Genomic DNA, 14,482 nt, shown 5'->3' with positions numbered 1-14,482 from the left:
CTTTCAATATATTTTATAAGAAAATGATTAGTTACCTTCTTCTTCAGATAATGTCTTCATTTCTTCTTCAATCATTTTGTAAAACTGATCAATTTTTGGTAAGATATAAATCTTTGTTCTTCTGTTAGTCGCTCTGTTTTCAGCAGTATCATTTGGTACTAAAGGTAAATGGTCACCACGTCCAGCAGCAATTAATTGTTCTGGCTTAACACCTAATTCTTGTAAAGCTCTTACGATAGAGGTACTACGTTTTACACTTAAGTCCCAGTTATCTAACAATACGCCTTTTCTGTATGGTACATTGTCTGTATGTCCTTCTACCATAGCTTCAAAGTTTGGCTTACCATTAATTACTGTTGCTACTTTACCTAAGATTTCTTTTGCACGGTCGGTAATGTTGTAGCTTCCGCTTTTAAATAATAATTTATCTGATAAAGAGATAAATACTACGCTTTTTTCTACATTAATTTCAATGTCTTCGTCATTAAGACCAACTTCTTTCTTTAAACTTGTTACTAAAGCTAGTGTAACACTGTCTTTTTTAGTTAACGCGTCTTGTAGTCTAGAGATTTTTAAATCCTTTTCTTTTAAGCTTTCTAAAGATTTTTCTAAGTTTTCTGCACCTTTTGTTGTTAAAACAGTCATGTCTTTAGTGCTTTGTATTAAAGCTTCGTTATTAGCTTTCATATCGGCTAAACGATCTTGTAACTCTTTAACTCTTGCTAACTCTGCAGCTTTATCTGCTAAACAAGAGTTTAGTTTAACTGTAGCTGTGTTTAATAAATCTTGTGTTTCTTTATGTTTTGCTTCTAATGCAGCGTATTCTTTTTTAGATACACATGAGCTTAGTAACAGTAGTGCACTTGCACTAAATAATATTAGTTTCTTCATAATTTATGGATTGAATAAAATTAAATTTATACACACCAAAAGTATAAATATTTAAAATGTTAAAATTAGGTTTAACAAAACTTTTGCTAAAAGATTTAAAGTTTTGAAAAAGTAGATCTCTTTTTAATGAAATATTGATAAACAATAGATTTTATAGAGAAATATCCTGCTTGTTGGGTTAAGTTTTTACGTTGCCTTAAAAGAGTTTTTAATTTGGCATAAAATGAAAAATGAGCTTTTAAAACGGCTAAGAAATGATTAAACTTTAGTTGTAATAAGAATCTTAATCCGGCAATACCATCCAAAATTAATCTAACTAAGATTATCAAAAACAAATTTCCTTTAGCGTTTTTGGTTAAAGTAAATAAACTATTTCTAAAATTTAGATACGTTTTTTTAGGATTTGCTGCGCTTAACGTTGCACCGCCAACATGATACACAGTGCTTCCTGAAACATATTTTGTTTTGTAGTTTAAATTAAATGCACGCCAACATAGATCAATTTCTTCTTGATGGGCAAAAAAGCTTTCGTCAAAACCATTTAATTGTTTAAAAACTTCTTTTCTTATAAAAAAGCAGGCGCCAGATGCCCAAAAAATGTTTTTGCTTTGATATTGATTTGTGTCAACTTCTATAGTATCAAAAATACGACCTCTACAAAAGGGATAGCCGTATTTATCAATAAAACCACCAGCAGCGCCAGCATATTCAAATTTAGTTTTGTCTTTGTAATCTAAAATTTTTGGCTGAATAATTGCTGTTTCAGTTTCAGTGTTAAAAGTGTCAAGTATTGGGTCAAGCCAATTTGGAGTGACTTCAATGTCGCTGTTAAGAAGACAGAAAATATCTTCGTCTACAAATTGTAATGCATCATTGTAGCCTTTAGCGTATCCACCATTAATTTTGTTTTCTATGATTTTTACATTAGGAAACTGATCTTTTACAAAAGCAATAGAACTATCAGTAGAAGCATTATCTGCTACATAAATAGTTGCGTCTTTAGAATAATCAATAACAGAAGGCAAAAACAGCTCTAAAAGTGCTTTTCCGTTCCAATTTAATATGACAACTGCTATTTTCAATATTTGTTGATGTGTTTATTTGTTTTCTAATACAGCCAACTGCGTACTGTTTACTGCTGACTATATTCTGGAATATCTCTTAAAAACTGATAGTGTTCAGCCTCAAAATCCATTTTGCAATAATAATGATTTATACCATTGGTCACCATTAAATAGTCTGCATTTAGCGTTAAGTTATAACGCGCAATTTGATCAAAAGTATCTTGGCTTATTTTAATCTTAGGCGCTTTACATTCAACAATCAACTTAATGCTTCCGTCGGTGTTAAAAACAACAATGTCGTAACGCTTTTTTAAGTCGTTTACCTTCAGTTCTTTTTCAACATTAATTAAAGAAATCGGGTAATTTTTAACGTCAATTAAATAATGAATACAATGCTGTCTTACCCATTCTTCAGGTTGTAAAACGATAAATTTTTTACGTATCACATCAAAGATAGATACTTTATTTTCGCTATTTTTGAAACGAAACGAAAACTTTGGAAAATTGAGGTCTAGCATTAACGCTGTTTAATTTATTTCAAAGTTAAGGTACAATAATAAAAAAGCAAATTCCATGTCATGTTTTTGGAATTTTAAACTTGCAATTTTAAGCTTGTGGACGACGTCAAACAACTGGTAACAGATATAAAAAACGGAAATATCAAACCCATTTATTTACTAATGGGTGAAGAGCCTTATTATATTGATAAAATTTCAGAATTTATAGAACAAACTGTTCTTGCAGAAGAAGAACGTGGTTTTAACCAGATGATTTTGTACGGTCGTGATGTAGCAGTAGAAGATATTGTGAGCAATGCAAAGCGTTTTCCTATGATGGCAGAACGCCAAGTGGTTATTGTAAAAGAAGCGCAAGATTTATCACGTACGTTTGATAAGTTGGATGATTATGCTAAAAACCCGCAGCCATCAACCGTTTTGGTGCTTTGTTATAAATACAAAACAGTAGATAAACGTAAAGCAGTTTATAAGGCGATAAAAAAATCTGGTGTTGTTTTTGAAAGTAAAAAACTATACGATAACCAAGTACCAGATTGGATTAAACGTGTTTTATCACCTAAAGGTTACACTATTACGCCAAAAGCCTCTCAACTGTTAGTTGAATTTTTGGGGACAGATTTAGGTAAAATTAATAACGAACTTGAAAAACTTCAAATAGTTTTACCTAAAAACACACAAATTACGCCAGAGCATATCGAAGAAAATATTGGGATTAGTAAGGATTACAACAATTTTGAGCTTAGAAAAGCAATAGGTGCAAGAGATAGCGTAAAAGCATTTAAAATTGTACAATACTTTGCAGATAATCCAAAGGATAATCCAATGGTTGTTACGGTTGCTTTGCTCTTTAATTTCTTTTCTCAATTACTACAACTACACGGAATGAAAGATAGAAATCCGCGTAGTGTGGCAAGTGCATTACGAGTTAATCCTTATTTTGTAAACGAATATTTGGATGCTGCAAGAAACTTCCCAATGCGAAAAGTAAGTCAAGTAGTTGCCTTACTTAGAGAGTTTGATGTTAAAAGTAAAGGTGTAAATAGTAATGCTGTACCGCAAGGTGATTTACTAAAGGAATTATTAGTTAAGATTTTAAATTAATGAAATACTTTACTTTTATATTAATAATTTCTTTGTTTTCATGCAAAACAACACAAACCCTTCCAGATCCTTTAGAAGCTGGATGGAATGGTAAAAAAGTGTGCGAAGTGTTGCAAGATACTAAAGAGCAACGCATATTAAAGTGTACCTTTCCACCAGGTGTTGGGCATCAAAAACATTATCACAATCCACATTTTGGTTATACCTTAAAAGGAGGCACTTTTAAAATTACAGATACTTCGGGAACAAAAACTATTAAAGTGCCTACAGGAACAACTTGGAGTAAAACCAAAATAACACAGCACGAGGTATTAAATGTAGGAGATAGTACTTCTGTCTATTTAATTATAGAGTCTAAGTAATAAAGTCTTTAACATTTCACTCTGTTTTTAACACAACAAACATATTCTTTAACATTAAGTATTAAAGTCCGGTTAAACCAATTTTTATTTTCTTGTTTAGTATTCATTTTTAGTAATTTAGATACCGAAAAAGAATTATTAATCACAAAAAAACAATCAAAAATGGAAAATTTAGATAGAAAGAAAGTTGCGATTTTAGCAACCAATGGATTTGAAGAAAGCGAGTTGAAAGAACCAATGAATGCTTTAAAAGAAGCTGGTGCAGATGTACATATTGTATCAGAAAATTTAGGAAAAATTAAAGGATGGCAAGATGGAAATTGGAGTAATGAATATGAAGTAGATAAAACCATTGATGAAGCATCTCAAGAAAATTATGATGCGCTAATGTTACCAGGAGGAGTAATTAATCCAGATGTTTTAAGACGTAACGAAGATGCCATACGATTTGTAAAATCATTTTTTGCAAATAAAAAACCAGTAGGAGCTATTTGTCATGCACCATGGTTGTTAGCCGAAGCAGGTGTTTTACAAGGTAGAAAAATTACATCTTTTAATTCAATAAAAAGAGATTTGGTTAATGCAGGAGCAAAATGGGAAGATAGTGAAGTAGTAGTAGATGAAGGATTAGTAACTAGTAGAAATCCTAATGACTTACCAGCATTTAATAAAAAATTAATTGAAGAAGTTTACGAAGGTAAACATCAAATGCAAACTGCATAATAAGTAAGTAAATATCAATAAAAAAGCGAACTTTTAAGTTCGCTTTTTTTATGTCCAATAATTAAGGTTAGTAAAAGAAAGTAGTTATTTAAGGTCTTCTAATTCTAGGTTATAATCATATTGTAAATCTTCATGTAGATTTTTTACTTTCTTTTTAATTGCTAAAATATTTCTGTTGTAAAGATTGGTTAATGTCGTGTTTCTAGATATTGAAGGCGTCATAGCTTTTAATTTTTGACAGAAATATAAAAGGAGTTCGACTTCAGTTTCTTTGTTAAGCGAATACCTGATGTATTTTTTAGTATTACGTAAAATTTTGCGAACGCTTTTCTTTATGTAAAAAAAGCTATTGGTGTTAATTTGGTCAAACTGTTCATCAATTTCAGCTTTTACAGTTTCAATATAACCAGCTTCGTAATCTGCTTCAAAAAGTAAGTAGGTAAGTAGTTCTTTATTTTCTTTTTTAAATCTAGATAAACGTAGACAAAGCTCGGCAAGTTCGTCGTTAGATTTATGTTTTAATTCTTTACGTATGTTCGCAACGGTAGCAGATTTCATTTATATTTTATAGTGTTTTCTAATGGTGTTTTTAACCCTAAAAAGTCTAAAAATACCAATTAATAATATGATAGGAGCAATAGCGATTAAAACAACACCAAAGGTTTTTAAGTCTTCAAAAAGTTCAATTTTTAAAATAGTTATACCGGTACCTAAAATGACTAAAAAGGTCCTAAAATAAGCTAAAAAAGTCCTTTCGTTTGCTAGTTTAGTACGTTCTATAGCTAGCCAATCTCTTGTAGTTAGATCGTTTTTAGTAATGCTCATAATTTAATATAATTTAGGTTAAAGGTATTAAATAATTATTACTCTTTTTTTTAGCTTTAACATAATAAAAAGAATAGTTTATCACTAGTTTAACATCAAAAGGTCTTTAAAAATGTAACTTTAAGTAAACCAATTAAAATTTTAATTATGCCTTTTATTACAAATGAAAATACAGAAGAAATCGTTGATATTTTTTATGAAGATTATGGAGAAGGACAGCCAGTTATTTTAATTCATGGTTGGCCACTAAGCAGAAAATCTTGGGAACATCAAGTTTGGAAAATTGTTGAAGCAGGTTACCGTTGTATATCTTATGATAGACGTGGATTTGGGATTAGTTCTTTCCCATGGAATGGATATGATTACTCTTCATTAGCTAGTGATTTAAATGAAATTATTACACAATTAGAATTAGAAGACGCGATTATTGTTGGTTTTTCTATGGGTGGAGGAGAAGTAGTTAGATATTGTACTGATTACGGAACTGATAAAATTGCAAAAGCTGCATTAATCAGTAGTATAATTCCTTTAGTAAAACAAAAAGATGACAATCCAACTGGAGTAACAGAAAAGGATTTATTAGGAATCAAGGACGCTTTAGAAAATGACCGTGTAGGTTTTTTAAAAGAATTCTCTAAAGGATTTTATAATTATGAAGAAAATAAAGATAAAATTAGTCAAGCGCAATTAGACTATGACTTTATAGTAGCGTCTCATGCATCGCCACGTGGTACAATTGAAGCAGCCAAAGCATGGATGCATACTGACTTTAGAGACGAATTAAAAAATGTAGATGTACCAACATTAATCATTCATGGAGATACTGATAATACTGTGCCAATAGAAACTTCTGCAAAACAAGCAGCAAAAGGAATTGTAAATAATACTTTTCATATCATCAAAGATGCTCCTCATGGATTAAATATAACGCACAAAGAAGAATTGAATAATCTTTTAATTAAATTTTTAGAAGAATAAACTTAGTATATATTAAAACAAAAAGCGCATCTAATAAAGATGCGCTTTTTTTAATTAAAACTTAAAATTACCTACCTTAATTTAGGGAAATTAGTAGGATTAGACTCATGCATTACATCATAAATAGCTTCAAAAACATCTTCAACAGATGGTTTTGAAAAATAATCGCCATCTGTACCATAAGCTGGTCTATGAGGTTTTGCTGCTAATGTTTTTGGTACGCTATCTAAGTATTTAAAAGCGCCTTGTTTATTTATAATTTGATCTAAAATGTATGCAGATGCTCCGCCTGGCATATCTTCATCAATAACCATTAGGCGATTTGTTTTTGCTACACTTTTTACGATATCTTGATTTAAGTCAAAAGGCAATAAAGATTGTACATCAATAATTTCTGCATCAATACCAACTTCTAACAACTCTTTAGCTGCTTGCTCAACAATTCTTAGTGTAGAGCCATAAGAAACTAGTGTAATATCGGTTCCTTCTTTAACAGTTTCTACAACACCTAAAGGTGTTTTAAATTCACCTATATTATTTGGCATAGGTTCTTTTAAACGATATCCGTTTAGACATTCTACAATTATTGCTGGTTCATCACTTTCTAATAACGTGTTATAAAAACCAGCTGCTTTAGTCATATTTCTTGGTACTAAAACATGTACGCCTCTAACTAGATTTAAAATACCACCCATTTGTGATCCAGAATGCCAAATACCTTCTAATCTGTGTCCTCGAGTACGTACAATTAAAGGTGCTTTTTGTGTAGATTTTGTTCTGTATCTTACTGTAGCTAAATCGTCACTAATAATTTGTAGCGCATACATTATGTAGTCTAGATATTGAATTTCTGCAATAGGACGTAAACCGCGCATAGCCATACCAATACCTTGCCCTACAATTGTTGCTTCTCTAATACCAGCGTCTGCTACGCGTAATTCGCCATATTTTTCTTGTAAACCTTCTAAACCTTGGTTTACATCACCAATATTACCAGAATCTTCACCAAAAATTAATGTTTCAGGATATTTATTAAAAATAGCATCAAAATTATCACGTATTACTACACGACCATCTACTTGCTCTGGATTATCATCGTAAGTTGGTTTTACTTCTTTTACATGAATAGCAGCTGTTTCTGTTTCATTTAAAAGATCAGAGCTATATTTTGGTTGAATTTTGGCAAAGTAATTCTCTATCCAATTTAGTAATTGGTTCTTAGCTTCGCTTTCTTCAGATATTACATAACGTAAAGCTTTTCTAGCTGAAGAAATAACGTCTTTACGGTTAGGTTCTTTTATATCTTTAAGCTCGTTAGTAAGTTTTTCAATAAAAACTTTATTAGAACTAGTTGTTGCTAATTGTGTTAATAATGAAATGACTTCTGTTTTTTCTTCAAGAATTGGTTTTAAGTAGCTTGTCCAAGCTGCTTTTTTACCATCTCTTACTTGCTTTTTTATGTTCTTTTCAAGGGTTTCAAGCTCATCTTCTGTTGCAATGTTATGAGCAATCATCCATTCACGCATTTTTACGTTGCAATCATGTTCTCTTTCCCAAGACAAACGGTCTTGAGATTTGTAACGCTCATGAGACCCTGAAGTCGAGTGACCTTGAGGTTGAGTTAATTCTAGTACATGGATAAGGACAGGAACGTGCTCTTCTCTTGCAATTTTTCCTGCCATTTCATAGGTTTCGATTAGGTTAACGTAATCCCAACCTTTTACGCGTAAAATCTCATAACCTTCATTGTCTTTATCGCGTTGAAATCCTTTTAAAATTTCAGATATATTTTCTTTTGTAGTTTGATGTTTTGCATGAACAGAAATTCCGTATTCATCATCCCAAACACTAATTACCATTGGTACTTGTAAAACTCCTGCAGCATTAATGGTTTCAAAAAATAAACCTTCACTTGTACTTGCGTTACCAATGGTTCCCCAAGCAACTTCATTACCTTTATTAGAAAATTTTGCAGCATCTATACCGTCTACATTTCTGTATATTTTAGAAGCTTGTGCTAATCCTAATAATCTTGGCATTTGTCCGGCAGTAGGAGAGATATCTGAACTTGAATTTTTTTGTTTGGTTAAATCTTTCCAGTTTCCGTTTTCATCTAAGCTATGTGTGGTAAAATGTCCACCCATTTGTCTACCAGCACTCATAGGCTCTTCTTTAAGATCTGTATTAGCATACAAACCAGCAAAAAATTGTTCTATGTTTAGCTCTCCGATAGCCATCATAAATGTTTGGTCACGATAGTATCCAGATCTAAAATCACCATTTTTAAAAGCTTTAGCTAATGCTAGTTGAGGTACTTCTTTACCGTCACCAAAAATCCCGAATTTTGCTTTACCAGTCAACACTTCTCTACGACCAAGTAAGCTACATTCTCTACTGGTTACAGCTACTTTATAATCGTTAAGGACTTCTGTTTTAAAGTCTTCAAAAGAAAGGTCTTTTTTTGTGTTAGTTTTTGCTTGCATAATATAGGAATAAGTTACTTGCAAAAATAGGTATTAAATCTGATTTTTGCAATGTGTGATTATCTTAAAATAATACGAAAAATTAAATTAAATAAGTAAAATTTTGTTAATTTCTTATTATTTAAAAGAAATATCAATTTTGGTTAAGAATTTTTTAATATCTAAAAACTTCAAATAAGTTATTTTTTAATACCATCTTCTTGTAAATAAACCTAATAAAGTTTGAGGAGAAAGTGTGACGATAAAACGTATTTTTTGGTCGTAGTTTGGTTGACCAATTTCCCAACCTAAATTAGAATAAACAGGAAGGTATATTTCAAAATAATCTTCTACAAGATTTAGTCGTATACCAGAATCGTAAACAAATTTAGGGCTCAAGTTTTGGCTTTTTATAACTCCAACATCTCCATACGCCATTATATAACGCCATATTGTAGCACTTGTGTTTACAGTAGTAATCCATTGATTGGCATAGGGTTGCTCTAATTTTGATTTAAATCCTCCTTCAGCAATAATTAACTGCTGGCTTAATAAGCCTTGTTCTTCACTACGTCCTAAATAATCATAATCAAATAGGTAATCTGTAGGTCTGTCTAAAGCAAAGCTAAAAAAGTCAGAATCTTGATAAGTTTGATTATACAAGAAAATACCAGAGAAAACCCTTAAATTAAATTGATTGTTTTTTTCGGTAAGTGTTCTAAATTCTAGTGTAGTTGATGCTTTACCAAAATCTTTAGAGAGTTGTAAGTCTATGTTGAAGTATTTTGTTTCTTTTAAATTTCTATCGTTTATACTATACCTAGCATTAAAAATTCCATATTTTGGCTCTCCATCGGTTTCAAATTCGCCTGTTGGATCAACTTCTCGGTCAATATTCACATATCTAAAATTTAGATATTCTCTTTTATTATCTCTTAAGTTTTTATGGTCTCTAAATATAAAATCTATATAAGGAGTAAAGCTTGTATATGATAAATTTGGTGCATAATTGTAGTAATTACCAGATATACCATAACGTGTCCTGAAGTTATTAGAGTTTTCTGGTCTTGCAGAATACGATACAGATGCACTACCGACTAATTGTTTACTTTTTATACCAAACTTTGGGCTTATTTTGTAATTAAGTCTTTTGCTTAATAAGGTTTTGTTATAAAGTTTTAATCCAGGTGAAAGACCATCATAAAAATTATACTCAAACTCTGGCATAAAAAAGACTTGGCTATAATTAGGGTCTTCTATATCTTTAAATAGTCTAAACTGTAATGGTTTATTGGTTAAGAAAAAACCATCAAGTTTTTTAAAATTATTACGTTGATTAAATTCTGGCGCAACATTATCATAGTTTAAAGCTAATTGATCAGCTTCAGTTTTTTCTACTTTTATTTTTTTTGTGCCTTTAAAACCTTCAATCCATTGTTTAGAAATTACCGTATCATTTTTTAGTTTAAACAAGGCAATTGGCATTGTGTTGTCACGAATGTTTTTTATTGTAATTTCTAAAGAGTCTTCAGTTTTTTTAACTCTTTTTATACGATAATCTATTTTTTTACTTGTAGAGACATAATCTTCAAAAAACCAATCTAAATTTTTGTAAGTCTTATTTCTAATAAAATCCTCGAAATCTAAAGCAGAAATTGGTTTCATTTTTCTAGTTTTCACAAACTCAGAAATACTATTTTCAATGGTTTTATTTCCTATATAGTCATCTAAATAATTAAGTCCAACAGCTGCTTTGTACTTATTAGATATGTTTTTATTAAACTTAAGTAAGCTGTCTTTAGGCATATCTAGTGGTTGATCTAGATTGGTACGTGCCATGTGCATGTATAAAAATGGATATTGGTCATTAAACTCTAAATCTGATGCATGAAAAGCACGTACGCCCCAAATATTAGCTAGCTTACCAAGTATTTTTTGATTTGGATAGTTTTCTTCTACGTATTTCATTAAATAGTAAATCTGAATGCCATCCAAAATCCATTGATCTTTTCTTGGGTTGATTAGCAATGTGTTTTCTAAGTAGCTTCTTAGTGCTGTTTTTAAGATTTTTAGTTCGTACTGAAATGTATCGTCAAACGGTCTTATAAAATCTGGTAATAAGTTAAGACCGTAAATTGGATCTTTTTTATAATCTATCCAGGTTAATAACATTTTTTCGTGAGGATACTCACCCAAGTTTTTATTAATAAATTGAGTTACTCTATCAGTAACAATAGCAACTTCAGCAGGATCTAAATCTTCAGTGTCAATATTAGATTTGATGTTAAAAAAGTCTGTTTCTACCGTTTTGTAATCATTGTTTTTAACTAAAGAAAACTTGGTCGTTAAAACATCTTTTCCTTGCAAAACAGTAGTAACATTGTCTCCTCTTGTTGTATTTTTTAAGGTGTTTAATTCAGATATAGGAGTAAAGGATTTTGGGTAGGTTACTGTTAGATTAACATCAGATTTTGGTAAGTATAAATCGTCTAAATCTTTATTGCTGTAATAATGCCATTTACCATCAAAAATAGCAGGAGTAATATACCAAAAACGTAAATTATATTGACCATCATCTGTTACACCATAGCGTGTAAATTTATTGTTTGGTATTTGTACAATGTAGTTTAAAGTTAAATTATAACTGCTTTTAGGTTGTAACGGCTCTTTTAAAGCAACTTTAATAACATCTATATGTTTCTTATCTAAACGGTCAAAAAATAAGGCATTATTATCTTGGCTTATGCTTGTTAGGGCAGTGTAGCCTCTATCTTCGTTTTTAGCAAAGTGAAAAACGGTTTTAAACTCGTCTGCAAAACGCTCGGCTAATGGAGATGTTTTGGAAGAATAACTATGACTCCAATCGTTAAGATAAATAGTATCTAAAACCTTGTTAGAATTATTATAATAAGTAATGTTTTGAGTTATTGCAATACTGTGATTGTTTGTGTCAAACACAGCATTAATGTCCATTTTATTTTGGCTTAGCGCCGAAATGGAAAACAGGCAAATTATGATGAAAGTGTATTTAAATTTCAATTTTCTTTTTAATAGCTTTTAAAAGTTATAGCAATACTTTTTTCCTTGAAAATAATGTTTTCAAATTTAAAAATGTACAGCGAACAACAATTTTTTTTTAAAATTATAACGAAAGAAAATCAATATTGTTTTAATTGATTGAAAATGTTTGTTTTAGAGATTTTCTCTAGTCCTTGTATATAGAATACGAAATTAATACACTATTGGTTTCATCTTTTAATGATAATTGACCATTATGGTCTAAAACAAATTGCCAACCAAAAGGTTCTTTTTCAACTCTGTAATATTTAATGTTGTTAGAAGTTTTTACAAGCTTTAATTTTTGAATTCTTTTATGTTTTCTATAGTATAAGTTATTATCACTCATTTTTACAAATTCAAAATAACCATCTTCTTTCTTAGTTTTAAAAGATTCAAGTTGCCATTTGCCTATAACTTCAATTTCTTTTAGTTTTTGAAGTTTAAGTTGGTATATAAAAGCGTCATATAAGTCTTTACTTACTGTGTTGCTATTTATTTTATTTAGTTTTTCTAGTAATGATTGATGTTTATTGCTTTCGCCATAAACAGAGTAGTTATAAAATGTTAATGAAATCCCTTCTAACTGATAAGCTGGATATTGAATTAACTTTTGATGACCTCTTGCATTAGCGCAAGTTTTTATAATTGGCCAATATGCAATCTGTGAAGGTCCAAAATAATTATGAATATGGTGCATTTCTACAACACTATTATTATGAAGATAGTGTTCTAAGCCATGAATTTCAATCATTAACGCAGACTTAATCATGTGCGTAATGGTTAGAGAATCGTGTTGTTTTGCTATGTAATTATCTTTATATAATGCGTTCTGATCTAGGTCTAAAAGATCTTTCCAATAGTCTTCTATATCTTGATCTGTTTTTAGTGAGGATATTTCCTCCTTATATTTAGATAAAAGTGTTTTTTTAGCACAAGAAGTAAATAAAACTAAAGTAGTGAGCAACACATAAAAAGACTTCATTTTAAAAACATTACAATTCAAACCAATCTTTAATTTTAGTTGTTTGCTTTGGTATGTATGTTTTATGAATAAACTCGTTATTAGCTTTGTTGTATTCATAGTCTTTAGCCCATTCTTTGTGGTTTTTGGCTAAAGCTTCTATGCTTTCGCATACATAATCTACTTCAGCACAAGTGGTTGTTGGGTGAATAGACATACGTATCCAACCTGGTTTTTGAGATAAGTCACCAGCTGTAATTTCACAAGTTAAAGAATGAGATTTTTCTTTGTCTACGTGTAATAAGTAATGACCGTAAGTACCTGCACAACTGCATCCGCCACGTGTTTGTATTCCAAATTTGTCATTCAATAATTTTACACCTAAATTGAAGTGTAAATCTTCAATATAGAATGAAAACACGCCTAATCTATCTTCATGCTCTGCAGCTAAAACATGTAAATTTTCAATTTTTTTTAAACTTTTAAAGATATGATGTGACATTTCGTGTTCTCTATCTAAAATATTTTTTACGCCCATTTGGTCTTTTAGCTTTATAGCTAAAGCCGTTTTAATAGTTTGTAAAAAACCTGGCGTACCACCATCTTCACGGTCTTCGATACTATCAATATACTTATGTTCTCCCCAAGGATTTGTCCAGCTTACAGTACCGCCACCAGGACAATCGGGAATCATATTTTTGTATAATTTTTTATTGAAAACCAAAACACCAGATGTTCCAGGTCCGCCTAAGAATTTATGAGGAGAGAAAAATACAGCGTCTAAATAAGCGTCTTCATCTTCTGGATGCATATTAATATCTACATAAGGTGCAGCACACGCAAAATCTACAAAACAAACACCACCATGTTGATGCATTGTTTTAGCAATGTCGTGATAAGGTGTTTTTAAACCAGTAACGTTAGATGCGGCAGTTACAGAAGCGATTTTTAATGGATAGTCTTTGTATTGTTCAAGTAAGATTTCAAGGTTTTTCATGCAGAATAAACCATCTTCTCCTGCAGGAATAACTTCAACTTTTGCCATAGTTTCTAACCATGAAGTTTGGTTAGAGTGATGCTCCATATGTGTAACAAACACAACAGGTCTTATCTCGTTTGGTATTTTAGTGTATTTGCTTAAATTTTCAGGGACTTTTAGTCCTAAAATACGTTGAAACTTATTGACAACGCTTGTCATACCATTTCCAGCAACAATTAAAACATCATCTTTATTACTGTTTACATGTCCCTTAATGATTTGTCTTGCTTTATGATAAGCATTAGTCATTGCGGTACCAGATACTGTAGTTTCTGTATGTGTATTAGCTACAAAAGGACCAAAATGGTTGATTATCTTTTCTTCGATTGGTCTGTACAATCTACCAGAAGCTGTCCAATCTGTATAAACCATTTTTTGTGTTCCGTAAGGTGATTCAAATTCTTGGTCTATTCCTATAATATGTTTTCTAAACTGAGAGAAATAAGTTTCTAGTTTAGAAGTTTCGGTTCTTTTAGCGTTTGTTGTGTACATAACCTG

General features: G+C 30.8%; 13 protein-coding genes. 4 read left to right on the top strand and 9 right to left on the bottom strand.

The genetic code is table 11. The features are described from left to right. Nucleotides 1–27: 27 nt before the first annotated feature. The 3 genes from ACEQT4_RS12115 to ACEQT4_RS12105 all read right to left on the bottom strand — a co-directional run bounded on the left by ACEQT4_RS12115 (nt 28) and on the right by ACEQT4_RS12105 (nt 2,473). On the bottom strand, nt 28–891 hold the full coding sequence (locus tag ACEQT4_RS12115) for an OmpA family protein (protein ID WP_027879754.1): 864 nt from the start codon (nt 889–891) through the stop codon (nt 28–30). Between the two features lie 95 nt (nt 892–986). After that, nucleotides 987–1,976: a glycosyltransferase family 2 protein gene (locus tag ACEQT4_RS12110; protein ID WP_370228088.1), complete on the bottom strand. Its 990-nt coding sequence runs from the start codon at nt 1,974–1,976 to the stop codon at nt 987–989. Between the two features lie 47 nt (nt 1,977–2,023). Next, nucleotides 2,024–2,473: a type I restriction enzyme HsdR N-terminal domain-containing protein gene (locus tag ACEQT4_RS12105; RefSeq protein WP_370228002.1), complete on the bottom strand. Its 450-nt coding sequence runs from the start codon at nt 2,471–2,473 to the stop codon at nt 2,024–2,026. A gap of 96 nt (nt 2,474–2,569) precedes the next feature. On the opposite strand from ACEQT4_RS12105, the gene holA reads away from it, so the two are divergent. The 3 genes from holA to ACEQT4_RS12090 all read left to right on the top strand — a co-directional run bounded on the left by holA (nt 2,570) and on the right by ACEQT4_RS12090 (nt 4,659). Further along, complete coding sequence (holA, locus tag ACEQT4_RS12100) at nt 2,570–3,574, top strand: DNA polymerase III subunit delta (RefSeq protein WP_370228000.1); 1,005 nt, start codon at nt 2,570–2,572, stop codon at nt 3,572–3,574. Then, nucleotides 3,574–3,936: a cupin domain-containing protein gene (locus ACEQT4_RS12095; RefSeq protein WP_370227998.1), complete on the top strand. Its 363-nt coding sequence runs from the start codon at nt 3,574–3,576 to the stop codon at nt 3,934–3,936. The genes holA and ACEQT4_RS12095 overlap by 1 nt, the downstream gene beginning before the upstream one ends. A 162-nt stretch (nt 3,937–4,098) precedes the next feature. Further along, nucleotides 4,099–4,659 (top strand): type 1 glutamine amidotransferase domain-containing protein, encoded by a 561-nt coding sequence (locus ACEQT4_RS12090; protein ID WP_370227996.1) that lies wholly within the window; start codon nt 4,099–4,101, stop codon nt 4,657–4,659. 84 nt (nt 4,660–4,743) lie between these two features. On the opposite strand, the gene ACEQT4_RS12085 is transcribed toward ACEQT4_RS12090, so the two are convergent. Continuing rightward, nucleotides 4,744–5,217 (bottom strand): hypothetical protein, encoded by a 474-nt coding sequence (locus ACEQT4_RS12085; RefSeq protein ID WP_027879760.1) that lies wholly within the window; start codon nt 5,215–5,217, stop codon nt 4,744–4,746. After that, nucleotides 5,218–5,484: a DUF202 domain-containing protein gene (locus ACEQT4_RS12080; RefSeq protein WP_370227994.1), complete on the bottom strand. Its 267-nt coding sequence runs from the start codon at nt 5,482–5,484 to the stop codon at nt 5,218–5,220. It abuts the gene before it with no gap. Nucleotides 5,485–5,631: 147 nt separating this feature from the next. Here ACEQT4_RS12080 and ACEQT4_RS12075 point away from each other — a divergent pair, with 147 nt between their 5' ends. After that, a complete protein-coding gene (locus ACEQT4_RS12075; RefSeq protein ID WP_370227992.1) occupies nt 5,632–6,462 on the top strand; it encodes an alpha/beta fold hydrolase in 831 nt (276 codons plus the stop codon). Nucleotides 6,463–6,533: 71 nt separating this feature from the next. On the opposite strand, the gene ACEQT4_RS12070 is transcribed toward ACEQT4_RS12075, so the two are convergent. The 4 genes from ACEQT4_RS12070 to ACEQT4_RS12055 all read right to left on the bottom strand — a co-directional run bounded on the left by ACEQT4_RS12070 (nt 6,534) and on the right by ACEQT4_RS12055 (nt 14,476). Continuing rightward, the gene (locus ACEQT4_RS12070; protein WP_370227990.1) at nt 6,534–8,945 is read right to left on the bottom strand and encodes a thiamine pyrophosphate-dependent enzyme; all 2,412 of its coding nucleotides are present in this window, start codon (nt 8,943–8,945) and stop codon (nt 6,534–6,536) included. Between the two features lie 186 nt (nt 8,946–9,131). Next, nucleotides 9,132–11,897, bottom strand: a complete 2,766-nt coding sequence (locus tag ACEQT4_RS12065; protein WP_370227988.1) for a metalloprotease — start codon at nt 11,895–11,897, stop codon at nt 9,132–9,134. A 232-nt stretch (nt 11,898–12,129) separates the two neighbouring features. Next, nucleotides 12,130–12,966, bottom strand: coding sequence for a hypothetical protein (locus tag ACEQT4_RS12060; protein ID WP_370227986.1), 837 nt, complete (start codon nt 12,964–12,966; stop codon nt 12,130–12,132). A 10-nt stretch (nt 12,967–12,976) separates the two neighbouring features. Continuing rightward, on the bottom strand, nt 12,977–14,476 hold the full coding sequence (locus tag ACEQT4_RS12055; protein WP_370227984.1) for an aminotransferase class V-fold PLP-dependent enzyme: 1,500 nt from the start codon (nt 14,474–14,476) through the stop codon (nt 12,977–12,979). Nucleotides 14,477–14,482 lie beyond the last annotated feature (6 nt).

This window comes from Mesoflavibacter sp., from assembly GCF_964226795.1.
GTDB classification, from domain to species: Bacteria; Bacteroidota; Bacteroidia; order Flavobacteriales; family Flavobacteriaceae; genus Mesoflavibacter; species Mesoflavibacter zeaxanthinifaciens.
Note: the sequence above shows the minus strand (reverse complement) of the source record. Positions and strands in the feature narration are given on the sequence as shown.